The following is a 26,888-nucleotide window of genomic DNA, read 5'->3' as shown; positions in this document are numbered from 1 at the left end:
AAACTACTGCGCTCGGTTACGCCGCGTTAAAAACAGCTTCACAATGCTCATTGGCTACAGCCAACTCCGCTTGTTCATCTGTTTTTGCCTCGCGTACCCTTCGCTCGCTACGTTTTCACCAGCCCTGAACATTAAAAAAGCATGGCTGTTGGGCCCACTCCGGTGGGCTCATTGCATTTAAGTCGGTCACTGCCGTTACACTTCGCGCTTCAGAATCCACGCCCACCAGCCAGCGATGCGGACCGTATGAATATTCACTTCAGCGTCGGAGCAATCAGCCATTAAGCCGCTCTTTGCCAAAGGACCGTCATTGGGTGTGCGCCTGCTGGTGCTGGTTGTGCTGTCGGCCACGCTGATGGTGGTCGACGCCCGTTTCGAATCCCTCAAGCCCATGCGCAGCCAGCTCGGTCTGGTGCTGACGCCGTTCTATTGGCTGGCCGACTTCCCCGTGCGTATGTGGGATGGCGCCACCGCGCAGTTCACCAGCCGTAGCGAGCTGCTCGGCGAGAACGAAAAACTCAAAGCTGAAGCGCTGTTGATGCAGCGTCGCCTGCAAAAGCTGGCGGCGCTCACTGAGCAGAACGTGCGTTTGCGCGAATTGCTCAATTCCTCCTCGTTGGTGGATGAAAAAGTGTTGGTGGGCGAGCTGATCGGCGTAGACCCCAACCCCTTCACCCATCGCATCCTGATCGACAAAGGCGGCAAAGACGGCGTGTTCCTCGGCCAGCCGGTGCTCGACGCGCGTGGTCTGATGGGCCAGGTGGTTGAAGTAATGCCGTACACCTCGCGCGTGCTGCTGCTCACCGACATCACCCACAGCATTCCCGTGCAGGTGAACCGCAATGGCCTGCGCGCCATCGCCAGTGGCACCGGTAACCCGGAGCGCCTGGAACTGCGTCATGTCGCCGACACGGCAGATATTAAAGAAGGCGATTTGCTCGTCAGCTCCGGGCTGGGCCAGCGCTTTCCGGCGGGTTACCCAGTGGCGGTGGTGAAAGAGGTGGTGCACGACTCCGGCCAGCCCTTCGCCATTGTTCGCGCCGTGCCCACTGCCGCGCTCAACCGCAGCCGTTATGTGCTGCTGGTATTTACCGACACCCGCACCCCGGAACAGCGCGCGACGGATTCGGCCGAAGCGCAAGAAAAGGTTGATCGCCAGGCTGAACAGAAAGCCGCTGAGGCCCTGCAAAATGAAGGCGCCGGCTCCGCGCCAGCGCCGTCACCCGCGCCCGCTGCCACGCCTGCACCCGCTGGCGCAGCTGCTCCAAGCCCAGCGCCGACGGCGCCTGCCAAACCGGCGACCACGCCCGCCAAACCTGCCGCCACACCGGCCAAGCCCGCCACTCAGGGAGAGCGTCGATGATTGGTCTGCGTCCACGTAATGGTTGGGTCATCTGGTTCAGCCTCGGTCTGGCGCTGCTGCTCAGCGTGGCGCCGTTGCCAGACTTCATGGAAGTGGGTCGTCCGCTGTGGCCTGCCTTGATTCTCACCTACTGGGTGCTGGCCCTGCCGCACCGCGTGGGCATGACCACCGCCTGGCTGCTCGGGCTGGGCGTCGACGTGTTGTACGGCACATTGCTCGGTCAGAACGCGCTGATCCTCACCCTCGTGACCTTCCTTGTGCTCAACCTGCATCAGCGCCTGCGCATGTTCCCCATGTGGCAACAGAGCCTGGTGCTGCTGGTGGTGTTTGGCTTGGCCCAGCTGGTGCAGTTGTGGCTCAATGCGTTGACCGGCAACCGGCCGCCTACCTTGGCTTTTGTGCTGCCCGCGCTGGTCAGTGCGCTGCTCTGGCCTTGGGTGTCGGTGGCCTTGCGCGGTGTGCACCAGCGTTTGAACGTCAACTAAGCGGGGCAGGGCCTAGGCCTGCCTCTTTACTGCTCGACAGGGAGAGGTCTGCATGGCCACGCTTTACCTGGCCTCCGGGTCTCCACGCCGGCGCGAACTGCTGACGCAGATCGGCGTAGGCTTTTCCATTCTTGCTGCCCCCATCGACGAAAGCGTCCAGCCTGGCGAGTCGGCCGAGCACTATGTGCAGCGTCTGGCGCTGGCCAAGGCCGCTGCAGGTTTGGCGACGGTGTCCGCTGCCACCGATGCCGTCGTGCTCGGCGCCGACACGGCGGTCGTCGTCGATGGCCACATTCTCGGCAAGCCTGCCGACCAGGCCGACGCCTTGGCCATGTTGCAATTACTCTCCGGCCGCGAACACCAAGTGATGACCGCCGTCGCCCTGGCGAATGGCCAGCGCAGCGAAGTGCGGTTGGTCAGCAGCGACGTCAGTTTCCGTTCCATTTCCACCGCTGAAGCAACCACCTATTGGGCCAGCGGCGAGCCGCAGGACAAAGCGGGCGGCTACGCTATTCAAGGCCTGGCCGCCGTGTTTGTCAGCGGCATGCGTGGCAGCTATTCGGCCGTGGTCGGCCTGCCACTGTGTGAAACCGCCGCCTTACTCGCCGAATTCGGTATTCCCTGCTGGCAGGCCATGAGCGAGAGCCGTCATGAGTGAAGAAATTCTGATCAACATCACGCCCATGGAATCCCGTGTGGCGGTGGTGGAAAACGGTGTGTTGCAGGAAGTGCATGTCGAGCGCACGCAGCGCCGTGGCATCGTCGGCAATATCTATAAAGGCAAAGTGGTGCGCGTGTTGCCGGGTATGCAGGCGGCGTTTGTCGACATCGGCCTGGAGCGCGCGGCGTTTATTCACGCCTCGGAAATTTCCACCCGCGAAGGTCCGGCCGTGGAAAGCATCAGCGCCTTGGTGCACGAAGGGCAGAGCCTCACCGTGCAGGTGACCAAAGACCCCATCGGCAGCAAAGGCGCGCGCCTGACCACGCAGCTGTCGATTCCGTCGCGCTACCTGGTGTACATGCCGCGCACCAGCCATGTCGGCATTTCGCTGCGTATCGAAGACGAAGTGGAGCGCGAACGCCTGAAGAAAGTGGTGGCCGACTGCATCGCCGCCGAAGGCATTGAAGAGGCCGGCGGTTTTATTTTGCGCACCGCGGCCGACGGTGCGGGCGCCGATGAAATCGTGGCGGACATCCGCTACCTGCGCCGCCTCTGGAGCCAGATCGCCACGCAGATGAAAACCGCGCCTACGCCTTCGGTGATTTACGAAGATCTCAGCCTGGCGCTGCGCACCCTGCGCGACCTGGTCAGTTTGCGCACCGAGAAATTGCGCGTCGATTCGCGGGAAACCTTCCAGAAAGTTACCCAGTTCGTTGACGAGCTGATGCCCGAAGTGGCCGACCGTATCGAGCATTACCCCGGCGAGCGGCCGATCTTCGACCTGTACGGCGTTGAAGACGAGATTCAGAAAGCGCTGGAGCGCAAAGTGCCGTTGAAGTCCGGCGGCTACTTGATCATCGACCCAGCCGAGGCGATGAGCACCATTGATGTGAACACCGGCGCCTTTGTCGGCCATCGCACGTTGGAAGAGACCATCTTCAAAACCAACCTCGAAGCGGCCACCGCCATTGCCCGCCAACTGCGGCTGCGCAACCTGGGCGGCATCATCATCATCGACTTCATCGACATGGAAGACGAAGAGCACCAGCGCCAGGTACTGCGCACGTTGGAGAAACAGCTGGAACGCGACCACGCGAAAACCAACATCATCGGCATCACCGAACTGGGCCTGGTGCAGATGACGCGCAAGCGCACCCGTGAAAGCCTCGAACAGATTCTGTGCGAGCCGTGCGTCAGCTGTCAGGGGCGCGGCAAACTGAAAACCCCGGAAACCATCTGCTACGAAATCTTCCGCGAGATTCTGCGCGAGGCCCGTGCCTACCAGGCCGAAAGCTATCGCGTGCTGGCCAACCAGAAAGTGGTCGACCGCCTGTTGGACGAGGAATCGGGTAATGTGGCCGACCTCGAGAGCTTTATCGGCCGCACCATTAAATTTCAGGTCGAGAGCATGTATTCGCAGGAACAATACGACGTGGTTCTACTCTGACACCTCTCGCGACCTTAACCGGCGCCGCGTTTAGCCGCGGGCCGGCAGCGTCGACCCGGCCTAACAATAAAAGGAAAGCCGCCTGATCATGCAGCGCCTCGCCCGCCTGATTGCCACCCTGACGCGCTGGGGCCTGTACCTCTGCGCCACGGGCCTGATCGTGGCAGCGCTCTATGTGAGCATCGGCCGCATGCTGGTGCCGATGGTTGCCGACTACCGCCTGCAAGCCGAAGACCGGCTGCGCGAAGCCGTCGGCCTGCCGGTCACCATTGGCAGCCTGGAAGGCAGCTGGCGCGGTTTGGCGCCGCTGCTGGTGGCCCATGACGTGCAGGTGGGCGAGGGCGCCAGCGCGCTGCGCCTGGATCAGGTTCGTGTAGTGCCCGCGTTGTGGGCCAGCGTTCAGGCTCAGCAGGTGCGCGTCGGCAGTCTGGAAGTCGATGGCTTGCAACTCAGTGCCGTGCAGGATGCCGACGGCAAATGGACGATGGAAGGGCTGCCCAAGCGAGAGAACGATCCGCCGCTGGACCCTGAACAACTGCTGCGCAACCTCAAACGGGTGCAACAGCTTTCCCTCTTCAACAGCCAGCTCACGCTGGAACCGCACGACAGCAAGCCGCTGACCTTTACCTACATCAACCTCGACCTGATCACCGGCGCCAGCCGCCAGCGCCTCGATGGCCGCGTTACGTTGCCTGACGGTCAGCCGCTGAGCCTGAGCATCGATGCCCGCGTGAAGCCGAAAACCTGGCGCGAGGCGCAGGCGCAGGTTTACTTGAGCTTGCCGCAGAGCGATTGGGCGCGTTGGCTACCGGCCGGCGTAACGCGTGACTGGCAGGTGGAGCGCTTTCAGGCGGGCGGCGAGTTCTGGCTGACCTGGGCCGACGGTGCGGTGCAACGCGCCGTGGCTCGCCTGAATGCCCCAGAGCTGCGCGCCGCCTATGCCGAACGCAAGGCCGTGCAGATCAATGACTTGGCGGTTATGGCCTACATGAACCGCACCGAGCTGGGCTATAACGTGCTGCTCAACTCACTGGCCGCCACACTCGGTGAAACCCGCTGGGGCGAAGTGCAAGTGGGTTTGGTCTATCAAAGCGCCGCTGAAAACCGCCCGCAGCGCTGGCAGGTCAGCGCCGACCGGCTCGACCTGGCGCCGTTGACGCCCACCATCGAAGCCCTGGCGCCGCTGCCGGCAAAAGCCGCCGAGGTGCTGCACGGCCTGAAGCCGCAAGGTGCGTTGCGCAACCTGCAGTTGAGTATTACGCCCGAGGCGCCCAACCGCGACCAGCGCGTTGAGTTTGCCGCCAACCTTCAGCAAATCACCTTTAGCGCTTACGGCGGCGCGCCGGCAGCGGAAAACGTGACGGGCAGCATCAGCGGCGACCTCGGCCATGGCGAGCTGCGCATGGACACCGAGAATTTCGCCCTGCACCTGGATCACCTGTTCCCCAAACCCTGGCGTTACCAGAAAGCCAACGCGCGCCTGACGTGGACGCTGAATGCCGACGCCTTCACCCTGATTGCCCCGTACATGAAGCTGGTCGGCGATGAAGGCAAGCTGGCCGGCGACTTCCTGATTCGCCTGACCCTGGCGCCCGACACCGAAGACTACATGGACCTGCGCGTCGGGCTGCAGGAAGGCAACGCCCAATACGTCGAGAAATACCTGCCGACTCTGGTGCCCAGTTTCAGCCAGGATCTGGCCAAGTGGCTGACGACGGCCATCCACCGTGGCGCCATTGATGAAGGTTATTTCCAGTACCAGGGCTCGCTTAACAAAGGCGCCGACCCGACAGCCACCAGCATCAGTCTGTTCTTTAAGGTGCATGACACCGAACTGGCGTTTCAACCGGGCTGGCCCGTGCTGCAAAACGTCACCGGCGATGTGCTGATCGAAGACAGCGGCGTTCGCGTTCGCGCCCCCAGCGGACAGATGCTCAACAGCACGGTCAGCAATGTGAACGTCGACGTACCGCACGTTGCCAAGGGTCAGCCGTCGCGCTTGCTGGTCACGGGTGATGTCGCCAGCAGCATGACCGACGCGCTGAAAATTCTGCAGGAAGCGCCCATCGGCACGGCCTCGATATTCGAAGGCTGGGGCGGTGAAGGCGATCTGAAAGCCAAGCTCAACCTCGATATTCCGCTGGGCCAGGGTCCGACCACGCGCGCGATTGTCGACTTCAGTGCCGACGGCGCCACGCTGAATATGGCAACGCCGAAGCTGGCGCTGAGTCAGGTGAAAGGCGATTTCCGCTACGACACGGCCACCGGCCTGAGCGCACCGGACATTCGCGCTCAGGTGTTCGGTCGGCCGGTTCGCGGCAAGGCCGTGGCGAGCAAAACAGTTGGTAAACCGTCGAGCCGCATCGAAGTGGCCGGGCAGGTGCCGGTGAAAACCCTCACCGATTGGTCGGGCATCACCCGGCCGCTGCCGGTCTCCGGCGAATTGCCGTTGCAGCTGGCGGTGGTGTTGGACGGCGACAACAGCTTGTTGCAGGTCAACTCGACGCTTAAAGGCGTGGCCATTGATTTGCCGGCGCCCTTGGGCAAAGCCGCAACGGATGAGCGCCCGAGCCAATGGCGCATGAGTTTGCAGGGTGCCGAGCGCGGCTACGCGCTGACGTACGCCAACCTCGCCAGCCTCGCTGCCAGTGCGCCGGCCAGCGGCTTCAGCGACGGGCGCGCCGAGTTGCGCCTGGGCAGCGAGCCGGCTCGTGTGCCCAACGCCAAAGGTTTGCAGGTTAACGGCGACATCAGCGAACTGGACGCCACCGCCTGGCAAGACGTCGCCAAGCGCTACGCCGGCGACCAGGCCGCCAGCGCCAAGCAATTCTTCAACAGTGCCGACCTGCACATCGGCGCCTTTCATGGCCTGGGCGCCGACATCGACAACCTGAACGTCAAGATGACCCGTATCGCCAGCGGCTGGAACGTGGGCTTGAGCAGCGACCGCGTCAGTGGCGTGGTGGGCTTGCCCGACGCTGACGGTGCGCCTATCGATATACAGCTCAAGCACCTGCGTTTCCCGGCGGCGCAACCGCCGCAGCCCGCCGACCCAGCCGCGCCCGAGGTGGAAGAACCGGACGCGTTGGCTGACGTCGACCCCCGGCAAATTCCGGCACTGAACCTGAACATCGAGCGGGTTTACCAAGGCGATGCGCTGCTCGGCGCGTGGTCGTTGAAAGCACGGCCGAACGCCAACGGCGTGGTGTTCAGCGACGTCAACATGGGTCTTAAAGGCTTGCAGCTGGAAGGCGACGTGGGCTGGGAAGGCGCGCCGGGCTCGACCAGCAGTTGGTTCAAAGGGCGCATTGGCGGCGGCAACCTGTCGGATGTGCTGCTGGCCTGGAACTTCGCGCCCACTGCTACCAGCCAGGACTTCCACATGGACATCGACGGCCGCTGGCCAGGATCGCCCGCATGGATCAGCCTCAAACGCTTCAGCGGCACGCTCGATCCCACGCTGCGCAAAGGCCAGTTCGTCGAAGCCCAAGGCTCGACGGCGGCGCTGCGAGTGTTTGGTCTGCTTAACTTCAACTCCATCGGCCGCCGCCTGCGCCTGGATTTCTCCGACCTGCTAGACAAAGGCCTGAGCTACGACCGGGTAAAAGGCCTGCTGGTCGCCACCAACGGCGTGTACGTGACCAAAGAGCCGATCACCCTCACTGGGCCGTCGAGCAACCTGGAAATGAATGGCACGCTGGACATGGCGAGCAACCAGGTGGATGCCAAACTGTTGGTGACCTTGCCGCTGACCAACAACCTGCCGCTGGCCGCGCTGATTGTCGGTGCGCCGGCCATTGGTGGTGCGCTGTTCGTGGCCGACAAGCTGCTGGGCAAACAAGTCGCCCGCTTCGCCAGCGTGCAGTACAGCGTGAAGGGTTCTTGGCAAGATCCGAAAATTGCCTTCGACAAGCCCTTCGAAAAACCTCGCTAACCTTAAGGGAGCGCCTATGTCCCTCGCGGTGATTCAAATGGTCAGCCAGGACGACGTGCTGGCCAACCTCGCCCAAGCTCGCCTGCTGTTGCAGCAAGCCGCCGAGCAGGGCGCGCAACTGGCGGTGCTGCCGGAAAACTTTGCCGCCATGGGCCGCAGCGACCTCGCCACACTGGGACGCGCCGAAGCCCTTGGCGACGGACCGATACTGCCGTGGTTGAAACAGACCGCCCGCGACCTCAAGTTATGGATAGTGGCGGGCACCATGCCTCTGCCGCCGCAGGATCAGCCAGACGCCAAGTCCCACGCGTGCTCGTTATTGATCAATGCGCACGGCGAGCAAGTCGCGCGATACGACAAGCTGCACCTGTTCGATGTGGACGTGGCTGACAGCCGTGGTCGTTACCGCGAGTCGGATGACTACGCGTTTGGCGGCAATGTGGTGGTCGCCGATACGCCTGTAGGACGCTTGGGCCTGACGGTCTGTTACGACCTGCGCTTCCCCGAGTTGTATGGCGCCTTGCGTGAGGCGGGTGCCGAGCTGATTACCGCGCCCGCAGCGTTCACCGCCGTGACGGGCGCCGCACATTGGCAGGTGCTGCTCAGGGCGCGAGCGATAGAAACGCAGTGCTACATCCTGGCCGCCGCACAGGGCGGTCTGCACCCGAAGGGGCGCGAAACATTCGGCCATGCGGCAATCATCGACCCCTGGGGTCGGGTGCTTGCCGAGCAGGCCCAAGGTGCGGCTGTGCTGCTGGCCGACCGCGATGCGGTTGAGCAGGCAGACATCCGTCAACGTATGCCGGTGCACACGCACCGCCGTTTTGCTGTGTCGTCGCTGAAGGCGCCGACCTGAAGGCTCACCAGAGCCTATGGAGTAACTAAATGAGCGACATGTTGCTGTCCGTGAGCGAGCATCTGCTGGGCCCTGGCGGTTTGAGCATTGACCAGTTGCCGGGCGTGCTCGGCGAGCTGGCTGGGCCGGGAATCGATGCGGCTGACCTGTACTTTCACGGTCAGGTTTCGGAAACCTGGGTGCTGGAAGACGGCATCGTCAAAGAAGGCAGTTTCAACCTCGATCAAGGCGTTGGCGTGCGCGCCCAATCCGGCGAAAAAACCGGCTTCGCCTACAGCAACGCCATCACCCCCGTCGCATTGAGCGAAGCGGCCCGCGCTGCCCGTTCGATCGCTCGGGCTGGCCAGAATGGTCGAGTGCAGGCGTTTGTCAGTCCCGAAGTGGCGCGTCTGTATGCGCCGGAAAACCCGCTGGAAGTGCTGACCCGTGCGGAAAAGGTCGAGCTGCTCAAACGCGTCGACGTTGCCACGCGCGCGCTTGATCCGCGCATTAAACAAGTGACCGTCAGCCTTGCCGGCGTGTGGGAACGCATTCTGGTCGCTGCCGCCGATGGCAGCCTGGGCGCCGATATTCGTCCGCTGGTGCGCTTCAACGTCAGCGTCATCGTCGAACAGAACGGCCGTCGCGAACGCGGCGGGCAGGGCGGTGGTGGCCGCTCCGACTACCTGTACTTCCTCACCGAAGACCGCGCCATGGGCTATGCACGCGAAGCGCTGCGCCAGGCACTGGTGAACCTCGAAGCCATTCCCGCACCGGCCGGCTCCATGCCAGTGGTGATGGGCGCGGGCTGGTCTGGCGTGCTGCTGCACGAAGCGGTTGGCCATGGCCTGGAAGGCGACTTCAACCGCAAAGGCAGCTCGGCCTACAGCGGCCGCATCGGTGAAAAAGTGGCGTCCAGCCTGTGCACCATCGTTGACGACGGCACCCTGTTCGGCCGCCGTGGTTCGTTGAGCATGGACGACGAAGGCACACCGACCCAATGCACCACCCTGATCGAAAACGGCGTGTTGAAGGGCTATATGCAAGACAAACTCAACGCCCGCCTGATGGGCGTGGCCGCCACCGGTAATGGCCGCCGCGAATCCTACGCACACCTGCCGATGCCACGCATGACCAACACCTACATGCTGGCCGGCGAAAGCGACCCGGAAGAAATTATTCGCTCGGTGAAGAAGGGCATCTACTGCGCCAACCTCGGCGGCGGCCAGGTCGACATCACCAGCGGCAAGTTCGTGTTCTCCACCAGCGAGGCCTACCTGATCGAAGACGGCAAAATCACCGCCCCGGTCAAAGGCGCCACGCTGATCGGCAACGGCCCGGAAGCCATGAGCAAGGTATCGATGGTCGGCAACGATCTGGAACTGGACAGCGGCGTGGGCACCTGCGGCAAAGACGGGCAGTCGGTGCCGGTCGGTGTGGGGCAGCCGACGTTGAAGATTGATTTGATTACCGTGGGCGGGACTGGGAGCTGATGGTCGACGGAGTTCTCAGCGTTATTGTCGATTTGCTGGCGTACCAGTTGGGGCGCGGTTTGCTGCTGCTACTGACCTGGGGCCGCTACGACGCTACCAAACGCAATGCCAATATCTGGCTGGTGGGTGGGTTTGGTGTGATGGTGTTTTTGGTTGTGGTGGTGGGCGTAGCCGGTTGGATAAACAACGGCTGGTCATAAGCAAACCGAGATCCTTGTGGGAGAGGCTTCAGCCTCGATGCTTTCAAGATCAAAAGATCGAGGCTGAAGCCTCTCCCACAAAAGTTCATCACCCGAGAAAACGGGGTAGGGCTTAGCGCAAGCCGCGTTTGGTTTCGTCCAGGTCGCGGATGTATTTGAAGATTTTGCGCGTGGCGGCCGGGGCTTTGTTTTGTGCCGCTTCGTGTTGGGCCTGGCGGATCAGCTGACGCAAATGGGTGCGGTCGGCGTCCGGGTATTCGGCGACGAAGGCTTCGAGCACATCGTCGGTGCCGGTGGCCAAGCGATCACGCCAGCGTTCTAGGTTGTGGAAGCGTTCGTTGTACTGCCGGGTCGAGGCATCGAGCTGGTCCAGCAGTACCAGAATTTCATCGACGTTCTGATCACGCATCAGCTTGCCGATGAATTGGATATGCCGTTTACGAGCGATGTTAGCCGTGTGTTTCGGCGCATCGGCCAGGGCGCGACGCAGGGCGTCGGTCAGTGGCAGTTTCTCGATCAGGGCGGGTTTGAGCGTGGTCAGTCGCTCGCCAAGGTCAACCAGCGCGTGCAGCTCGCGCTTGACTTGGCTTTTGCTCTTCTCTTCGGAGAAGTCGTCGGAATAGTCAGACATGGGGTCGATCCAGTTGGAAACGCCGCCATGATAACGAGTCGAAGGCCGCTTGTCCGGCCTGGCCAGGTGACTGGTCTCTGAACTGGAGTTGTAGGTTATGAGTGCAGCAGACGTAGTTGGGCCGCAGGCCCTGCCGCAATTGCAGGAGCAAGTGGCGCGGATTATCGCCGAGGCCAAGGCCCAGGGCGCCAGCGCCTGCGAAGTGGCGGTTTCGGTGGAGCAGGGGTTGTCGACCTCGGTGCGCCAGGGCGAGGTGGAAACCGTCGAGTTCAACCGCGACCAGGGCTTTGGCATCACCTTGTATCTCGGCCAACGCAAAGGCTCGGCCAGCACCTCGGCGAGCGGCGATGCGGCCATTCGTGAAACCGTGGCGGCCGCACTGGCCATCGCCAAACATGCCTCTGAGGACGACTGTGCCGGCCTGGCCGACGCCGAGCTGATGGCGCGCGACTTGCCGGACCTCGACCTGTTCCACCCCTGGGACATCACTCCCGAGCAAGCCATCGAGCGCGCCCTGGAATGTGAAGCGGCGGCGTTCGCCACCGATGCCCGCATCAAAAACGCCGACGGCACCAGCCTGAACACTCACCGCGGCTGCCGCGTCTACGGCAACAGCCACGGCTTTGTCGGCGGCTACGCCAGCACGCGGCAGAGCCTGAGCTGCGTGATGATTGCCGAGGCCGACGGCCTGATGCAGCGTGATTATTGGTATGACGTGAGCCGTCGCGGTGAAGATTTGGCTGACGCGGTCAGCATTGGCCGTCGTGCCGCCGAGCGCGCGGTTAGCCGCTTGGGCGCGCGTCCGGTGCCGACGTGCGAAGTGCCGGTGCTGTTTGCCGCCGAGCTGGCCACCGGGCTGTTCGGGCATTTTCTGTCGGCGGTATCCGGCGGCAACCTGTACCGCAAGTCGTCCTTTCTGGAAGGCAGTCTGGGGCAGGTGTTGTTTCCGGAATGGCTGAGCCTTGAAGAGCGTCCGCATATTCGCGGCGCCTTGGGCAGCGCCACGTTTGATGGGGACGGGCTGGCGACCTATGCCAAGTCGTTTGTCGAAAACGGTGAGCTGCGTTCCTACATTCTCGGCACGTATTCAGGGCGCAAATTGGGCATGCCGAGCACGGCCAACTCGGGCGGTGTGCATAACCTGTTCGTCAGCCATGGCGATGAAAATCAGCAAGCGCTGATCAAACGCATGGGGCGCGGCTTGTTGGTCACCGAACTCATGGGCCAAGGGCTGAACATGGTGACCGGCGATTATTCGCGCGGTGCCGGTGGCTACTGGGTGGAGAATGGGGAGATTCAGTTCCCGGTGCAGGAGGTGACCATTGCGGGCAACCTGCGCGACATGTTCAAACAAATCGTCGCGGTGGGTAACGATCTGGAGCTGCGCAGCAACGTGCGCACCGGGTCAGTATTGATCGAGAAAATGACGGTGGCCGGTAGTTGAGGCCGGCCGGCGCACGCCTGTCGTGCGCCGCGCTTGCTTAAGCGCGGGGCGTTATTCGCCTTCGTCGAAGCGGTTGTTGATTAGCTCCACCAAGGCCGCCAGCGCTTCATCGCCTTGCTCGCCATCGGTACTCAGGTGAATGTCGGTGCCTTTGCCGGCGGCCAACATCATGACGGCCATGATGCTCTTACCGTCTACGCAGCTTTCCGGGCTGCGACCAATGCGAATCTGGCAGGGGAAACGTCCCGCAACGCCGACGAATTTGGCCGCGGCGCGTGCGTGCAGGCCGAGCTTGTTGATGATGGTGATTTCACAGGCAGGCATCGCTGCTTAAGTCCTTCTATAGAGTCCCGCGGTTCTAGAGATCGCGGTGACGAACCTGGATATTTTTCAGGGTTTTCTTCAGTTCTTTTCCCAGCCGGTCCGCCAGGTATACCGAGCGATGATGACCGCCTGTGCAGCCGATGGCGACGGTGACGTACGAGCGGTTGCTGGCGGCAATGCGCGGCAGCCATTTGTGCAGGTAGGCGTAAATGTCGTCGTACATTTCCTGTACGTCCGGTTGTTCCTGCAAATAGTCCGACACCACCGAATCCAGGCCCGAATGCTCACGCAGTTCGGGCTTCCAGTACGGGTTGGGCAGGCAGCGCACGTCGAACACCAAGTCGGCATCGACCGGCATACCACGCTTGAAGCCAAACGACTCGACCAAAAACGCAGTGCCCGGCTCCGGCTTGTTCAGCAGGCGCAGCTTGAGGGTGTCACGAAGCTGGTAGAGGTTGAGGTGCGTGGTGTCGACCTTGAGGTCGGCCAGGTCGGTGATCGGGCTCAGTAGTACGCTTTCATCGCGGATGGCTTCAGCCAGCGAGCGCTCGTCGGTGGTCAATGGGTGGCGGCGGCGAGTTTCGGAGAAGCGCTTGAGCAGGGTTTCGTCGTCGGCGTCCAGGTACAGCACATCGCACTGAATGTGGCGGGCACGCACTTCGGCAAGCAGTTCGGGGAAGCGTTTAAGCTGGCTGGGCAGGTTGCGCGCATCGATGGATACGGCCACCAGCGGTTGAACCAGTTCGGTGTGCAGCAGGGAGCGTTCGGCCAATTCGGGCAAGAGCCCGGCGGGCAGGTTATCGATGCAGTAGAAACCGTTGTCTTCAAGCACGTCGAGCGCTGTGCTTTTACCTGAACCGGACCGGCCACTGACGATGATCAAACGCATGCACAGTCACCTGTTCGTCTAGCGGCCGTTTTGTACGTCGACGACGACCTGGTAAAGACTTTCGCTGGTTGAGGCGTGGCGCAATTGGTCACGAACCTCGCTGCGATCAAGCATGCTGGCGATCTGGCGAAGCAATTCCAAGTGCTCATCGGTTGCCGCTTCGGGCACCAGCAGCACAAACAGCAAGTCGACCGGCGCACCGTCAATGGCGTCGAAATCGACAGCGGAATCGAGACGCAGCAGGGCGCTGATGGGAGCCGTGCAGCCCGGCAGGCGGCAATGGGGAATGGCGATGCCATTGCCAAAACCGGTGGAGCCGAGTTTCTCGCGCGCCACCAGGCTTTCGAAAATGTCTTGGCCGTCGAGGTCGGGCAATTCGCGGGCGACCAGGTTGGCGATTTGTTCGAGTACGCGCTTTTTGCTGCCGCCCGGCACGCCCACGAGGGAGCGGCCGGGGGTCAGGATATTTTCAAGTCGAATCATGGGTTGGGGTGGTGTCAGCGAGCTGTGGCGCCTTGCAGGCGACCCAGTTGCTTTTCCTTATGTTTGATAAGTTGGCGGTCGAGTTTGTCGGTGAGTAGATCGATGGCTGCGTACATGTCGTCATGTTCGGCGTTGGCGACCACTTCGCCCCCGGCGATGTGCAAAGTCGCTTCGATTTTCTGCTTGAGCTTCTCGACCTCCATGGTCACTTGCACGTTGGTGATCTTGTCGAAGTGGCGTTCCAATCGACTGAGCTTCTCGTCGATGTAGTCGCGTAGGGCGTCGGTCACATCCAGCTGATGTCCACTGATGTTGACTTGCATACCGCTTTCTCCTTATTGCCGTGTGTAAGAGACAAGCTAACGGGCTTGTCGCCGGAACACTTTGGCCTTGGATCAGTGTAGCCGTCTTGCCAGAGCGAGGTTCGCAGGCGAACCGGGTCAGGCGTTTACATCAGTCGCTTACGTTCACTGGAAGGCGCTATCCCGAGGGATTCGCGGTATTTGGCGACTGTGCGACGGGCTACCTGAATGCCCTGTGCCTCCAGTAAACCAGCGATCTTGCTGTCACTCAACGGCTTTTTCGCATTTTCCGCCGCAACCAGTTTTTTGATGATTGCGCGTATCGCCGTTGACGAGCATTCGCCGCCTTCGGAGGTGCTGACGTGGCTGGAGAAGAAGTACTTCAGCTCGTAAATGCCACGCGGGGTGTGCATGAATTTTTGCGTCGTCACGCGCGAGATCGTTGATTCGTGCATGCCCACTGCTTCGGCGATGTCATGCAGAACCAGCGGTTTCATGGCTTCGTCGCCGTAGTCGAGGAAGCCGCGCTGGTGCTCGACGATCTGGCTGGCCACTTTCATCAGTGTTTCGTTGCGGCTTTGCAGACTTTTGATAAACCAACGCGCCTCTTGCAGCTGATTGCGCATAAAGGTGTTGTCGGCGCTGGAGTCGGCGCGGCGAACGAAGCCGGCGTATTGCGGATTGACCCGCAGCTTGGGCATGGCTTCCTGATTCAGCTCCACCAGCCAGCGATCGTTGTGCTTGCGCACGATCACGTCGGGCACCACGTACTCCGGCTCGCTCGGTTCAATTTGCGAACCCGGGCGCGGGTTAAGGCTTTGAATCAGTTCGATGACCTGACGCAGCTCGTCTTCCTTGAGCTTCATGCGGCGCATCAATTGGCTGTAATCGCGGTTGCCGAGCAGGTCGAGGTAATCGCCGGCCAAGCGCTGCGCTTCGGGCAGCCATGGGGTTTTTGTTGGCAACTGACGCAGTTGCAGCAACAGGCATTCGCGCAGGTCGCGGGCGCCAATGCCGGAGGGTTCGAATTGCTGGATGCGGTGCAGCACGGCTTCGACTTCGTCCAGTTCGATATCCAGTTCCGGATCGAACGCCTCCAGCACTTCTTCGAGGGTTTCTTCCAGGTAGCCCTGGTCGTTGATGCAGTCGATCAGGGTGACGGCAATCAGGCGGTCCTTGTCGGACATCGGCGCCAGGTTGAGCTGCCAGAGCATATGGCTTTGCAAGCTTTCGCCAGCCGAGGTGCGGGTGGTGAAATCCCACTCGTCATCGTCGTTGGAGGGCAGGCTGCTGGCGCTGGTTTGGTAGATGTCTTCCCACGCCGTGTCGACGGGAAGCTCATTGGGAATGCGTTCGCCCCATTCGCCGTCTTCCAGGTTGTCGACGGTAGGTGCCGAGGTTTCCTGGTAGCTGGTGTCTTGGTAGGACTCTTCGTTGTTCGGCGCGGGCGGCGCGCTTTCGGCGCCATCGGCCAGCGGATCGCTGTTATCGAAGTCCTCGCCTTCTTCCTGGCGTTCGAGCATGGGATTGGACTCCAGCGCCTCCTGAATCTCTTGTTGAAGATCCAGCGTGGACAGTTGGAGTAAGCGGATGGCTTGTTGCAGCTGCGGTGTCATCGTCAGCTGCTGGCCCATTTTTAGGACGAGCGATGGTTTCATGGAGGGGGCTTAAGACCTTATTCGCCGGCGCATACGCGCTTCCACAACGAGGGCGCCGAAGCGCCACCAGGAAGCAAATTATATGCCTAAGTCTGAGGCGTTTGCCTAGTCCTCAATCGAAGTCTGTAGTGCGCATCTGATTGCGGCTACAGAATGCTCTTAGAGGCGGAATTCGTGACCCAGGTAAACCTCTTTCACCAACTGGTTGGCGAGGATGGTTTCAGCGTCGCCTTCGGCAATCAATTGGCCGTCGTTGACGATGTACGCGGTCTCGCAGATATCCAGGGTTTCACGCACGTTGTGGTCAGTAATCAGCACGCCAATGCCTTTGGCTTTGAGGTGATGAATGATCTGCTTGATATCGCCGACCGAGATGGGGTCTACGCCTGCGAAGGGTTCATCGAGCAGGATGAATTTCGGCGCAGTGGCCAGGGCACGGGCGATTTCCACACGGCGGCGTTCACCGCCGGACAAGCTCATGCCGAGGTTGTCGCGAATGTGGCTGATGTGAAATTCCTGCAACAGGCTTTCGAGTTCTTTGCGGCGGCTGGCGCTGTCGAGCTCTTTGCGGGTTTCCAGAATGGCCATGATGTTATCGGCCACCGACAGCTTGCGGAAAATCGATGCTTCCTGCGGCAGATAACCAATGCCGGCGCGCGCGCGGCCGTGCATGGGCAGGCTGGTGACGTCCTGCTGATCGATCAGGACGCGGCCCTGATCGGCATTGACCAGGCCGACGATCATGTAGAAACACGTGGTTTTGCCGGCGCCGTTAGGACCTAGCAAGCCAACGATCTGGCCGCTTTCGATCGACAGGCTGACATCACGAACCACCTGGCGGCCTTTGTAGGCTTTGGCCAGGTGTTGGGCTTTGAGAGTCGCCATTACTGCGCCTGTTTGTCGGCTGGTTGAGCGCCAGCGGGTTTGTTCTTGGGCTGAATGACCATGTCGATGCGTGGGCGCGGTGTGGTCACGTTGGTGCCATTGGCGCGGCCGGCGTTGACGATCTGGCGCTGGGTGTCATAGACGATTTTCTCGCCTTCGAAGGTGTTGCCTTCCTGAATCACCTTGGCCTGGTCGATCAGCACGATGCGGTCTTTAGCAGCGAAGTACTGGATGGTCAGGCCGTAGGCCTTGACGATTTGCTTATCTACCGCTGGCTTCTGCTCGTAGTAGGCGGGGGTGCCCACGGCGGTGAACACTTCGATGTCACCCGTGGCGTTTTGCGTGATGGTCACTGTGTGGCCAGTGATCTTCATGCTGCCCTGGGTAATGACGACGTCGCCGCGGTATACGGCTACGCCTTGTTTGTCGTCGAGTTCAGCACTGTCGGCCTGCACACGAATGGGTTGCTCGCGGTCCGTTGGCAATGCCCAGGCGCTGGAGCTGGCAATCGCCGCACCCAGACTCATGAGCAAGGACAGGGTGTGAAGGGAGAATTTATTAACGAACCTCATGCTGGCCTCTTACGTTGGACAGCAGGAGCACCCGGCTGTCTTTCAAATACGCTTTCATTCCGTTAGCCGTGGTCACTCCATTGGCGGCCTCGATTCTAACGGCTTGCTGGGTCTGCGCAAATTCCTTGTCCGGGAACACGGTCATGCGACTGCTGGTAATGATGGTGGGGCGATTTTTTTCGTCGGTGCGGGCGATGCGCACATTGTCGATCAGCTCGACTTCGGTGCCGCCTGGCGCCACTTCGCCACGCTCGCTTTGAACGTGCCATGGCTCGGCGGCGCCGCGATAAAGCAGCAGGTCCGGCTTGGTCACCAGGCTCTTGTCGCTGTCTTTCAAGTGCTCGACTTTATCGCTGGTCATTTCGTAGTGCAGCTTGCCGTCGGCTTGGAATTCGACGCTTTTGGCGTTGATCACATAGAAGTCCACGGCGTTGTCGGTGCTGGCCTGTGGTTTCTGCTCCAGCAAACTTTCCGGGTTCAGATTCCAATAGCCGAGCGCCGCTACCAGCAGCGCCGCGAGGCCAAACGATAAGGTAAGAAGCAGTTTGCGCAGCATGATCGGCTCTATAGATAGGCGGCTTGCGCCGCTTCAAGGTTGCCCTGCGCCTGCAGGATCAGCTCGCAGAATTCCCGCGCCGCGCCTTCGCCGCCGCGGGCGTGGGTGACACCATGGGCATGTTGGCGAACAAAATCATTGGCGTTGGCGACAGCCATGCCCAGGCCAACGCGGCGAATTGCCGGCAGGTCTGGCAAGTCGTCACCCAGGTAGGCGACGTCTTCGTACTGTAGGCCGAGTTCGGCGAGAAGCTCATCGAGCACCACCAGTTTATCTTCGCGACCTTGGTACAAGTGCTGAATGCCTAGGTTCTGTGCACGACGCTCAACCACTGGGGTTGAGCGCCCGGTGATGATGGCCGTACGCACGCCGGAGTTGATCAGCATTTTGATGCCCTGACCGTCCAGCGTACTGAAGGTTTTGAATTCACTGCCGTCGACCAAGAAGTACAGCTTGCCGTCAGTCAGTACGCCGTCGACGTCAAAAACGGCCAGTTTGATGGCCTTGCCGCGTTGCAATAGATCAGCACTCATTACATCACTCCAGCGCGCAGCAGGTCGCCCAGGTTGAAGGCGCCAACTGGGCGGTCTTGTTCGTCGACGACAATCAATGCGCCGATTTTGTGGTCTTCCATGATCTTCAAGGCTTCGGCAGCGAGCATCTCTGGCCGTGCTGTTTTGCCGTGTGCGGTCATCACGTCGTCGATGGTGGCCTGGCGGATATCCAGGTCGCGATCCAGCGTGCGGCGCAAATCGCCGTCGGTGAAAATTCCGGCCAGTGTGCCGTCGGCTTCGAGCACGGCGGTCATGCCCAGGCCCTTGCGGGTCATTTCCATCAACGCATCGCGCAGCAAGGTGCCGCGTTGCACTTTCGGCAGCTGTTCGCCGGTGTGCATGACATTTTCCACTTTCAGCAGAAGACGACGGCCAAGCGCTCCACCCGGGTGGGAAAAGGCGAAATCTTCAGCGGTAAAGCCGCGCGCTTCCAACAAGGCGATGGCCAGGGCATCGCCCAGAACCAGCGAGGCGGTGGTGGAAGAGGTGGGCGCCAGATTCAGTGGGCAGGCTTCCTGCGCCACACGCGCATCGAGGTTGACCTCGGCGGCTTTGGCCAGCGGCGAATCCGGGTTGCCGGTCATGCTGATCAAGGTGATGCCCAGGCGCTTGATCAGCGGCAGCAGCGTCACGATCTCGGCGGTTGAGCCGGAGTTGGATAGAGCCAGCACCACGTCGTCACGGGTAATCATGCCCATGTCGCCATGGCTGGCTTCGGCCGGGTGCACGAAAAATGAGGTGGTGCCGGTGCTCGCGAGGGTCGCGGCGATCTTGTTGCCGATGTGGCCAGACTTGCCCATGCCGACCACAACCACGCGGCCTTTACTGGCAAGAATCAGCTCGCAGGCCTTGACGAAAGCCGCGTCAATACGGGGGAGCAGGCCTTCCACCGCTTCGATTTCAAGGCGCACGGTGCGCAGTGCCGATTGGATCAGGTCGTTGGTCTGGTTCATATCGTAAAGACAGTGGCCGCGGGAAAAGGCCGGGATTATAACGATAAAACCCCGTTCGGCTCATCCTCGAATGTGCGCGCATTGATGCAGCGATCACGGCGTCGCACTTCGCCGGTCACGCGCCGGGTTTGCCGCTGGCGGGTTTTCCACCTTGGGCGCGGCTGGATGCCGGTGATATAGTTGCCGCCCTATCCGGCATGTTCACTCCCGTGGTGTCCCCACCGTGAGACATGGCGTCCGATAGGCGGCTGCACCAAGGAGTTCAGATGAGTGCCGATCACGCCTACGCGGTCGAGCTGAAGGGCGTGTCCTTCATGCGCGGTTCGCGCAGCATTTTCAAGAATGTCGATATTTCCATTCCGCGCGGCAAGGTCACCGGCATCATGGGGCCTTCCGGGAGTGGTAAAACCACCTTGCTTCGTTTAATGGGCGCCCAGCTGCGGCCCAGTAGCGGGCAAGTGTTGGTCAACGGCCAGAACTTGCCGGACCTGTCGCGCAGCGACCTCTTCGACATGCGCAAACAAATGGGTGTGCTGTTTCAAAGCGGCGCGTTGTTTACCGATCTCGATGTGTTCGAGAACGTGGCCTTTCCCCTGCGCGTGCACACCGAATTACCCGAAGACATGATTCGCGACATCGTCTTGATGAAGCTGCAAGCCGTTGGCCTGCGCGGTGCCATCGAGCTGATGCCCGATGAACTGTCGGGCGGCATGAAGCGCCGCGTTGCACTGGCCCGCGCCATCGCGCTGGACCCGCAAATTCTCATGTATGACGAACCCTTCGTTGGCCAGGACCCGATTGCCATGGGCATTCTGGTGCGCCTGATCCGCCTGCTTAACGATGCGCTGGGTATCACCAGCATCGTGGTGTCCCACGACCTCGCCGAAACCGCCAGCATCGCCGACTACCTGTATGTAGTGGGCGACACTCAGGTGCTCGGCCAAGGCACGCCAAAAGAATTGATGGAGTCGGATAACCCGCGCATCCGTCAATTTATGAAAGGCGTGGCCGATGGCCCCGTGCCGTTCCATTTCCCGGCTGCGGACTACCGCGACGACCTGTTGGGGACGCGTTGATGCGCAGAAAATCCATTGGCGAACGTATTCGCCTGCTTGGCCGTGCCGGCATCGACGTGGTCGGTTCGCTCGGCAGCTCCACCCTGTTTCTGCTGCGTGCGCTGTTTGGTCGAGGCAATGTGGGTAACGGCTTTGGTCATTTATTGATCAAGCAGCTGTTCTCGGTTGGCGTGATGTCGCTGGTGATCATTGTCGTGTCGGGCTTGTTTATCGGCATGGTGCTGGCGCTGCAGGGCTTCAATATCTTGTCCAGCTACGGTTCCGAGCAGGCTGTGGGGCAGATGGTAGCGCTCACGTTGCTGCGCGAGCTCGGACCGGTGGTGACCGCCTTGCTGTTCGCCGGCCGCGCGGGTTCGGCTCTGACCGCCGAAATTGGCAACATGAAATCCACCGAGCAGCTGTCGAGCCTGGAAATGATTGGCGTCGACCCGCTCAAGTACATCATTGCGCCGCGCTTGTGGGCCGGGTTTATCTCGCTGCCGCTGCTGACCATGATCTTCTGCGTAGTCGGCATCTGGGGCGGCGCCATGGTGGCCGTGGACTGGCTGGGCGTGTTCGAAGGCTCGTTCTGGGCCAATATGCAGAACAGCGTGTCGTTCGAGAAGGATGTGCTCAACGGCCTGATCAAAAGTATCGTGTTTGCCTTTGTAGTGACCTGGATCGCCGTGTTCCAAGGGTATGACTGTGAACCCACGTCTGAAGGGATCAGTCGCGCTACCACCAAAACAGTGGTTTATGCCTCGCTTGCCGTGCTGGGCCTGGACTTCATCTTGACCGCCTTGATGTTTGGAGACTTCTGATGCAAAACCGCACCCTGGAAATCGGTGTCGGCCTGTTCCTCTTGGCCGGTCTGTTGGCCTTGCTGCTCCTGGCATTGCGCGTGAGCGGCCTGACCGTCGGCGCAGGACAAGACACCTACAAGCTGTACGCCAATTTTGAAAACCTGGCCGGGCTCACCGTGCGCGCCAAGGTGACGATGGCCGGCGTCGGTATCGGCAAAGTCACCGCCATTGACCTGGATCGCGACACCTTCACCGGGCGCGTGACCATGGAATTGGAAAAGCGCGTGGATAACCTGCCGGAGGACTCCACCGCGTCTATCCTCACCGCCGGTTTGCTGGGCGAGAAGTACATCGGCATCAGCGTGGGCGGCGACGAAGCGCTGCTCAAGGATGGCGGAACCATTCACGACACCCAGTCGTCGTTAGTACTGGAAGACTTGATCGGTAAGTTCCTGATCAACTCGGTTAATAAAGAATCCAAGTGAGGAATACAGGCATGGTTAGCGCTCTGCGTCGCGGTTTGCTGGTGCTGTTGGCAATGGTTCCATTGGTTGCCATGGCCGGCCCAGCCCCTCAGGAAATCGTACAGAACACCACAAACGAGCTGTTGAACGACCTCAAGGCCAACAAAGACCAATACAAGGCCAACCCGCAGAAGTTCTACGACTCGCTGAACCGCATCATTGGCCCGGTTGTGGATGCCGACGGCATTTCCCGCAGCATCATGACGGTCAAGTATTCCCGTAACGCCACCCCGGCGCAGATGAAGCGTTTCCAGGAAAACTTCAAACGCAGCCTGATGGAGTTCTACGGCAACGCCTTGCTCGAATACAACAATCAGGACATCCGCGTGCTGCCCAGCAGCGCCAAGCAGTCCGACCCTGATCGCACCAGCGTGAACATGGAAGTGCGCGACACCAAGGGCACCGTGTACCCAGTCAACTACACCATGACCAAAGTGAACGGCGAGTGGATGCTGCGTAACGTGACCATCAACGGCATCAACATCGGCAAGCTGTTCCGCGATCAGTTCGCCGACGCCATGCAGAAGAACGGCAACGACCTGGACAAAACCATCGACGGTTGGGCGCAGGTTGTCGCCAACGCCAAGAACACCGAAGAAGGGCAAAAGGCTGCGGGTCATGACGACTGATAGCGTGATTCGCCAGCAAGCGGACGGCGTGTTGCAACTGGTCGGCGTGCTCGATTTCCGTACCGGTGCCACGCTACGAAGCGAAGGCGAAAAGCTGATTCGCGCGACGCCGACTGCCACCGTAGTGGTCGACTGCGCGCAGGTCGAGCACTCCAGTAGCGTGGGCTTGTCGCTGCTGCTCGCGTACATGCGGGTCGCGCAGCAGGCAGGCAAGCAGCTGTCAGTGCGTGGCTTGCCGACCGACATGAAAAAAATTGCCGAGGTTTCCGGCCTGCTCGACATTCTGCCGCTGCAGGCTTAACGCCGTTGCGTTGCACATTGCTGCGACAGGTAGCAAAAAACCAAAGCCCCTCTGTCAGTGTTCCGATTTCGGGGTTCGCAGGCGGGGGGCTTTTTTGTATCATGGCCGACCCGCGCGCGTAGGGCGCCGATCGAGGTTTAGCATGCAGGCCATAGAAGTAAAAAGCCTCCTTGAGGAAAAGCTGTCCGACACTGAGGTCAACGTGGAAGGCGAAGGCTGTAATTTCCAGTTGAATGTGATCAGTGATGAATTGGCGGGCATGAGCCCGGTCAAACGTCAGCAGCAAATCTATGCCCACCTCAACCCGTGGATCGCCGATGGCCGAATTCACGCGGTTACCATGAAATTCTTCAGCCGCGCCGCTTGGGCCGAGCGTTCCTAAGCCCACGGGCGACGAGACTCCTATGGATAAATTGATTATTACCGGCGGCGTTTGCCTGAATGGCGAAATCCGCATCTCCGGCGCGAAGAACTCCGCCTTGCCGATTCTGGCTGCGACCTTGCTGGCCGATGCGCCGGTTACCGTGTGCAACCTGCCGCACCTGCACGACATCACCACCATGATCGAGCTGTTCGGTCGCATGGGCATCGAGCCTGTGATCGACGAAAAGCTCAGCGTCGAAGTAGACGCCCGCGCTATTAAAACGCTGGTTGCGCCGTACGAATTGGTGAAAACCATGCGTGCGTCGATTCTGGTACTCGGCCCGATGGTTGCGCGCTTCGGTGAAGCCGAAGTGGCCTTGCCTGGCGGCTGCGCCATCGGCTCGCGTCCGGTTGATCTGCACATCCGTGGCCTCGAAGCCATGGGCGCAATCATCGACGTTGAAGGCGGCTACATCAAAGCCAAGGCGCCTGAAGGCGGTTTGCGTGGCGCGCATTTCTTCTTCGACACCGTCAGTGTGACCGGCACTGAAAACATCATGATGGCCGCCACCCTGGCCAAAGGCCGCAGCGTGCTGGAAAACGCCGCGCGCGAACCGGAAGTGGTCGACCTGGCCAACTGCCTGATCGCCATGGGCGCGAAAATTACCGGTGCTGGCACCGACACCATCACCATTGATGGCGTTGAGCGTCTCGGCGGCGCGCGTTACAGCGTGATGCCTGACCGTATCGAAACCGGCACCTACCTGGTTGCCGCAGCGGCCACCGGCGGCAAGGTCAAACTGAAAGACACCGATCCAACCATCCTCGAAGCGGTTCTGCTGAAACTGCAGGAAGCCGGCGCCGAAATCACCACGGGCCCGGATTGGATCGAGTTGGACATGAAAGGCAAGCGTCCGAAAGCTGTGAACCTGCGCACCGCGCCGTACCCGGCATTCCCTACCGACATGCAGGCGCAGTTCATCGCCCTGAACGCCATTGCCGAAGGCACCGGCGCGGTGATCGAGACCGTGTTCGAAAACCGCTTTATGCACGTGTACGAAATGACCCGCATGGGCGCGCAAATTCAGGTTGAAGGCAACACCGCCATCGTCACCGGCACCCAAACGCTGAAAGGCGCGCCGGTAATGGCAACCGACCTGCGTGCATCCGCCAGCCTGGTGATTTCGGCCCTGGTGGCCGACGGCGACACCCTGATCGATCGCATCTACCACATCGACCGTGGTTACGAGTGCATCGAAGAGAAGCTGCAGTTGTTGGGCGCGAAAATCCGTCGCGTGCCGGGCTAGTCGAGCCAAGGCCCCGTTCGGCACTGCGCCGGGCGGGGCTGCACAACCGCTTGTAATCAGGTTTTAAGGACATTCCGCGCCATGTTGACCATCGCCTTATCCAAAGGCCGCATTCTTGACGACACCCTGCCATTGCTCGCCAAGGCGGGGATCGTGCCGACTGAAAACCCGGACAAGAGCCGCAAGCTGATTATTCCCACCACCCAGGACGACGTGCGTTTGCTGATCGTGCGGGCCACCGACGTGCCGACCTATGTCGAGCATGGTGCGGCGGACCTCGGCGTAGCCGGCAAAGACGTGTTGCTGGAATACGGCGGCCAGGGTTTGTACGAGCCGCTGGACCTGAAAATTGCCCGCTGCAAATTGATGACTGCTGGCGCCGTTGGCGTGCCGGAACCCAAAGGTCGTCTGCGCGTGGCCACCAAGTTCGTCAACGTGGCCAAGCGTTACTACGCCGAGCAGGGCCGTCAGGTTGAAGTGATCAAACTCTACGGCTCCATGGAGCTGGCGCCGCTGGTGGGCTTGGCCGACAAGATCATCGACGTGGTCGACACCGGCAACACTCTCAAAGCCAACGGTCTGGAAGCGCAGGAACTGATCGCCCATATCAGCTCGCGCCTGATCGTTAACAAAGCCTCGATGAAGATGCAGCACGGGCGCATCCAGCAACTCATCGATACGCTGCGCGACGCGGTTGAAGCCAACCACCGAAGCTAATACCTCTACGCGCGACTATCAGTCGCGCGCTGCTGTCCCTGTCTTAGCCATCTTTTCTCGGACGTCCACAGGGCTGGCTTGGTAGCCTAGCGACGCTCGAGAACCGGTTGATGTGGCATTCGTCATTCAGCCGCTCTAAACGTCCATGCCTATCACGAGGTCCGTCATGACTGCTCCCATTGCTCTTCGTCGACTCAACGCCGCTGACCAGGACTTTTCCAAGCATCTGGATCATCTGCTGAGCTGGGAAAGCGTGTCGGATGACGGCGTTAACGAGCGCGTACTCGACATCATCAAAAACGTGCGCGAGCGTGGCGACGCAGCGCTGGTGGAATACACCCAGCGCTTCGACGGCCTCAGCGTCAACAGCATGGCCGACCTGATTCTGCCGCGTGAGCGCCTGGAACTGGCGCTTACCCGCATCACTCCAGCCCAGCGTGAAGCCCTCGAAGTGGCAGCCGAGCGAGTGCGCAGCTACCACGAAAAACAGAAACAGGATTCCTGGACCTACACCGAGGCCGACGGCACCGTGCTGGGCCAGAAGGTCACGCCGCTGGATCGCGCCGGCCTGTATGTGCCAGGTGGCAAAGCGTCGTATCCCTCGTCGGTGTTGATGAACGCCATTCCCGCCAAGGTCGCCGGTGTACCAGAAGTGGTAATGGTGGTGCCGACGCCCCGTGGCGAAATCAATGAAATCGTGCTGGCCGCCGCGTGCATCGCCGGCGTTGATCGCGTGTTCACCATCGGCGGCGCGCAAGCTGTTGCGGCCCTGGCGTACGGCACTGAAAGCGTTCCGCCGGTGGATAAAATTGTCGGCCCGGGCAACATCTATGTCGCCACCGCCAAGCGCCATGTGTTCGGTAAAGTCGGCATCGACATGATCGCCGGCCCTTCGGAGATTCTCGTGGTGTGCGACGGCCAGACCGATCCGGACTGGATTGCCATGGATCTGTTCTCCCAAGCCGAGCATGACGAAGACGCGCAATCGATTCTGCTCAGCCCCGACGCCGACTTCCTCGACAAAGTGGCCGCCAGCATCGCCAAGTTGCTGCCGACCATGGAGCGCGAAGCGATTATCCGCACCTCGCTGGAAACCCGCGGCGCGCTGATTCAAGTGGCGGACATGCAGCAGGCCATCGACGTCGCCAACCGCATCGCGCCGGAGCACTTGGAGCTGTCAGTGGCCGATCCGGACGCCTGGCTGCCGCAGATTCGCCACGCCGGCGCGATCTTTATGGGCCGCTACACCGCAGAAGCGCTGGGCGATTACTGCGCAGGTCCCAACCACGTGCTGCCTACTTCCGGCACCGCGCGCTTCTCGTCGCCGCTGGGCGTGTACGACTTCCAGAAACGTTCGTCGATCATTCACTGCTCGGCAGACGGCGCTTCGGAACTCGGCAAAAGCGCCTCGGTGCTGGCCCGTGGCGAGTCGCTGACCGCCCATGCCCGCAGCGCCGAATACCGCATCAAAAATTAATGGTGCGGGCGTTTCGTCGCCCGCTTAGACCTGTCGCATTCGA

Annotated in this window: 29 protein-coding genes; 18 read left to right on the top strand and 11 right to left on the bottom strand. The window is 61.0% G+C overall.

All coding sequences use genetic code 11. The features are described 5' to 3' along the window. Positions 1-328 precede the first annotated feature (328 nt). The 8 genes from mreC to ACZZZU_RS09955 all read left to right on the top strand — a co-directional run bounded on the left by mreC (position 329) and on the right by ACZZZU_RS09955 (position 10,418). Positions 329-1,363 carry a rod shape-determining protein MreC gene (gene mreC / locus ACZZZU_RS09990; RefSeq protein WP_463384750.1) on the top strand — a complete coding sequence of 345 codons (1,035 nt, stop codon included), beginning with the start codon at positions 329-331 and terminating at the stop codon, positions 1,361-1,363. Further along, positions 1,360-1,848: a rod shape-determining protein MreD gene (mreD, locus tag ACZZZU_RS09985; protein ID WP_122494374.1), complete on the top strand. Its 489-nt coding sequence runs from the start codon at positions 1,360-1,362 to the stop codon at positions 1,846-1,848. Before mreC ends, mreD begins: the two co-directional genes overlap by 4 nt. A gap of 52 nt (positions 1,849-1,900) precedes the next feature. Beyond that, positions 1,901-2,506 carry a Maf family protein gene (locus tag ACZZZU_RS09980; RefSeq protein WP_463383729.1) on the top strand — a complete coding sequence of 202 codons (606 nt, stop codon included), beginning with the start codon at positions 1,901-1,903 and terminating at the stop codon, positions 2,504-2,506. Next, a complete protein-coding gene (rng, locus tag ACZZZU_RS09975; RefSeq protein ID WP_463383728.1) occupies positions 2,499-3,956 on the top strand; it encodes a ribonuclease G in 1,458 nt (485 codons plus the stop codon). The genes ACZZZU_RS09980 and rng overlap by 8 nt, the downstream gene beginning before the upstream one ends. An 88-nt stretch (positions 3,957-4,044) precedes the next feature. Continuing rightward, entirely contained in the window at positions 4,045-7,890 is a 3,846-nt protein-coding gene (locus tag ACZZZU_RS09970; RefSeq protein ID WP_463550483.1) for a YhdP family protein, read from the top strand. A 16-nt stretch (positions 7,891-7,906) separates the two neighbouring features. After that, a complete protein-coding gene (locus ACZZZU_RS09965; RefSeq protein WP_122494366.1) occupies positions 7,907-8,746 on the top strand; it encodes a carbon-nitrogen hydrolase family protein in 840 nt (279 codons plus the stop codon). Positions 8,747-8,775: 29 nt separating this feature from the next. Continuing rightward, positions 8,776-10,218 (top strand): metalloprotease TldD, encoded by a 1,443-nt coding sequence (gene tldD / locus ACZZZU_RS09960; protein ID WP_463550482.1) that lies wholly within the window; start codon positions 8,776-8,778, stop codon positions 10,216-10,218. Beyond that, positions 10,218-10,418, top strand: coding sequence for a hypothetical protein (locus ACZZZU_RS09955; RefSeq protein WP_463550481.1), 201 nt, complete (start codon positions 10,218-10,220; stop codon positions 10,416-10,418). Before tldD ends, ACZZZU_RS09955 begins: the two co-directional genes overlap by 1 nt. A 112-nt stretch (positions 10,419-10,530) precedes the next feature. Here ACZZZU_RS09955 and yjgA read toward each other — a convergent pair whose 3' ends face one another. Continuing rightward, positions 10,531-11,049 carry a ribosome biogenesis factor YjgA gene (yjgA, locus tag ACZZZU_RS09950; RefSeq protein ID WP_463539990.1) on the bottom strand — a complete coding sequence of 173 codons (519 nt, stop codon included), beginning with the start codon at positions 11,047-11,049 and terminating at the stop codon, positions 10,531-10,533. Between the two features lie 97 nt (positions 11,050-11,146). On the opposite strand from yjgA, the gene pmbA reads away from it, so the two are divergent. Beyond that, positions 11,147-12,493: a metalloprotease PmbA gene (gene pmbA / locus ACZZZU_RS09945; RefSeq protein ID WP_463539989.1), complete on the top strand. Its 1,347-nt coding sequence runs from the start codon at positions 11,147-11,149 to the stop codon at positions 12,491-12,493. A 51-nt stretch (positions 12,494-12,544) separates the two neighbouring features. Here pmbA and ACZZZU_RS09940 read toward each other — a convergent pair whose 3' ends face one another. The 10 genes from ACZZZU_RS09940 to ACZZZU_RS09895 form a co-directional block, all read right to left on the bottom strand. Then, the gene (locus tag ACZZZU_RS09940; RefSeq protein WP_122494356.1) at positions 12,545-12,817 is read right to left on the bottom strand and encodes an HPr family phosphocarrier protein; all 273 of its coding nucleotides are present in this window, start codon (positions 12,815-12,817) and stop codon (positions 12,545-12,547) included. 34 nt (positions 12,818-12,851) lie between these two features. Further along, positions 12,852-13,706, bottom strand: coding sequence for an RNase adapter RapZ (gene rapZ, locus ACZZZU_RS09935; protein WP_122494354.1), 855 nt, complete (start codon positions 13,704-13,706; stop codon positions 12,852-12,854). 18 nt (positions 13,707-13,724) lie between these two features. Beyond that, a complete protein-coding gene (ptsN, locus tag ACZZZU_RS09930) occupies positions 13,725-14,189 on the bottom strand; it encodes a PTS IIA-like nitrogen regulatory protein PtsN (protein ID WP_122494352.1) in 465 nt (154 codons plus the stop codon). Between the two features lie 14 nt (positions 14,190-14,203). Beyond that, positions 14,204-14,512, bottom strand: a complete 309-nt coding sequence (hpf, locus tag ACZZZU_RS09925) for a ribosome hibernation-promoting factor, HPF/YfiA family (protein WP_108096173.1) — start codon at positions 14,510-14,512, stop codon at positions 14,204-14,206. Positions 14,513-14,637: 125 nt separating this feature from the next. Beyond that, positions 14,638-16,149, bottom strand: a complete 1,512-nt coding sequence (locus tag ACZZZU_RS09920) for an RNA polymerase factor sigma-54 (protein ID WP_463550480.1) — start codon at positions 16,147-16,149, stop codon at positions 14,638-14,640. A gap of 159 nt (positions 16,150-16,308) precedes the next feature. Next, complete coding sequence (lptB, locus tag ACZZZU_RS09915; RefSeq protein ID WP_463550479.1) at positions 16,309-17,034, bottom strand: LPS export ABC transporter ATP-binding protein; 726 nt, start codon at positions 17,032-17,034, stop codon at positions 16,309-16,311. Then, positions 17,034-17,606, bottom strand: coding sequence for a lipopolysaccharide transport periplasmic protein LptA (gene lptA / locus ACZZZU_RS09910; RefSeq protein ID WP_463550478.1), 573 nt, complete (start codon positions 17,604-17,606; stop codon positions 17,034-17,036). Before lptA ends, lptB begins: the two co-directional genes overlap by 1 nt. After that, positions 17,593-18,162 carry an LPS export ABC transporter periplasmic protein LptC gene (lptC, locus tag ACZZZU_RS09905; RefSeq protein ID WP_122494344.1) on the bottom strand — a complete coding sequence of 190 codons (570 nt, stop codon included), beginning with the start codon at positions 18,160-18,162 and terminating at the stop codon, positions 17,593-17,595. Before lptC ends, lptA begins: the two co-directional genes overlap by 14 nt. A gap of 8 nt (positions 18,163-18,170) precedes the next feature. Beyond that, positions 18,171-18,695, bottom strand: coding sequence for a KdsC family phosphatase (locus tag ACZZZU_RS09900; RefSeq protein WP_122494341.1), 525 nt, complete (start codon positions 18,693-18,695; stop codon positions 18,171-18,173). Next, entirely contained in the window at positions 18,695-19,669 is a 975-nt protein-coding gene (locus ACZZZU_RS09895) for a KpsF/GutQ family sugar-phosphate isomerase (protein ID WP_122494339.1), read from the bottom strand. Before ACZZZU_RS09895 ends, ACZZZU_RS09900 begins: the two co-directional genes overlap by 1 nt. A 266-nt stretch (positions 19,670-19,935) precedes the next feature. On the opposite strand from ACZZZU_RS09895, the gene ACZZZU_RS09890 reads away from it, so the two are divergent. The 9 genes from ACZZZU_RS09890 to hisD all read left to right on the top strand — a co-directional run bounded on the left by ACZZZU_RS09890 (position 19,936) and on the right by hisD (position 26,845). Beyond that, a complete protein-coding gene (locus ACZZZU_RS09890) occupies positions 19,936-20,745 on the top strand; it encodes an ATP-binding cassette domain-containing protein (RefSeq protein WP_122494337.1) in 810 nt (269 codons plus the stop codon). Further along, entirely contained in the window at positions 20,745-21,545 is an 801-nt protein-coding gene (gene mlaE / locus ACZZZU_RS09885; protein WP_122494335.1) for a lipid asymmetry maintenance ABC transporter permease subunit MlaE, read from the top strand. The genes ACZZZU_RS09890 and mlaE overlap by 1 nt, the downstream gene beginning before the upstream one ends. Next, complete coding sequence (gene mlaD, locus ACZZZU_RS09880; RefSeq protein ID WP_122494334.1) at positions 21,545-22,012, top strand: outer membrane lipid asymmetry maintenance protein MlaD; 468 nt, start codon at positions 21,545-21,547, stop codon at positions 22,010-22,012. The genes mlaE and mlaD overlap by 1 nt, the downstream gene beginning before the upstream one ends. Before the next feature lie 11 nt (positions 22,013-22,023). Then, positions 22,024-22,680, top strand: a complete 657-nt coding sequence (locus ACZZZU_RS09875) for an ABC transporter substrate-binding protein (protein WP_122494332.1) — start codon at positions 22,024-22,026, stop codon at positions 22,678-22,680. After that, positions 22,670-22,981, top strand: coding sequence for an STAS domain-containing protein (locus tag ACZZZU_RS09870; protein ID WP_122494330.1), 312 nt, complete (start codon positions 22,670-22,672; stop codon positions 22,979-22,981). The genes ACZZZU_RS09875 and ACZZZU_RS09870 overlap by 11 nt, the downstream gene beginning before the upstream one ends. Before the next feature lie 142 nt (positions 22,982-23,123). Further along, entirely contained in the window at positions 23,124-23,363 is a 240-nt protein-coding gene (locus ACZZZU_RS09865; protein WP_122452416.1) for a BolA family protein, read from the top strand. A 22-nt stretch (positions 23,364-23,385) separates the two neighbouring features. Next, positions 23,386-24,651 (top strand): UDP-N-acetylglucosamine 1-carboxyvinyltransferase, encoded by a 1,266-nt coding sequence (gene murA, locus ACZZZU_RS09860; protein WP_122494328.1) that lies wholly within the window; start codon positions 23,386-23,388, stop codon positions 24,649-24,651. An 81-nt stretch (positions 24,652-24,732) separates the two neighbouring features. Beyond that, a complete protein-coding gene (gene hisG / locus ACZZZU_RS09855; RefSeq protein ID WP_463550477.1) occupies positions 24,733-25,368 on the top strand; it encodes an ATP phosphoribosyltransferase in 636 nt (211 codons plus the stop codon). A 166-nt stretch (positions 25,369-25,534) separates the two neighbouring features. Continuing rightward, positions 25,535-26,845, top strand: a complete 1,311-nt coding sequence (hisD, locus tag ACZZZU_RS09850) for a histidinol dehydrogenase (protein ID WP_122494324.1) — start codon at positions 25,535-25,537, stop codon at positions 26,843-26,845. The last annotated feature ends 43 nt before the right edge of the window (positions 26,846-26,888 follow it).

The organism is Pseudomonas sp. AC136, from assembly GCF_979258585.1.
Note: the sequence above shows the minus strand (reverse complement) of the source record. Positions and strands in the feature narration are given on the sequence as shown.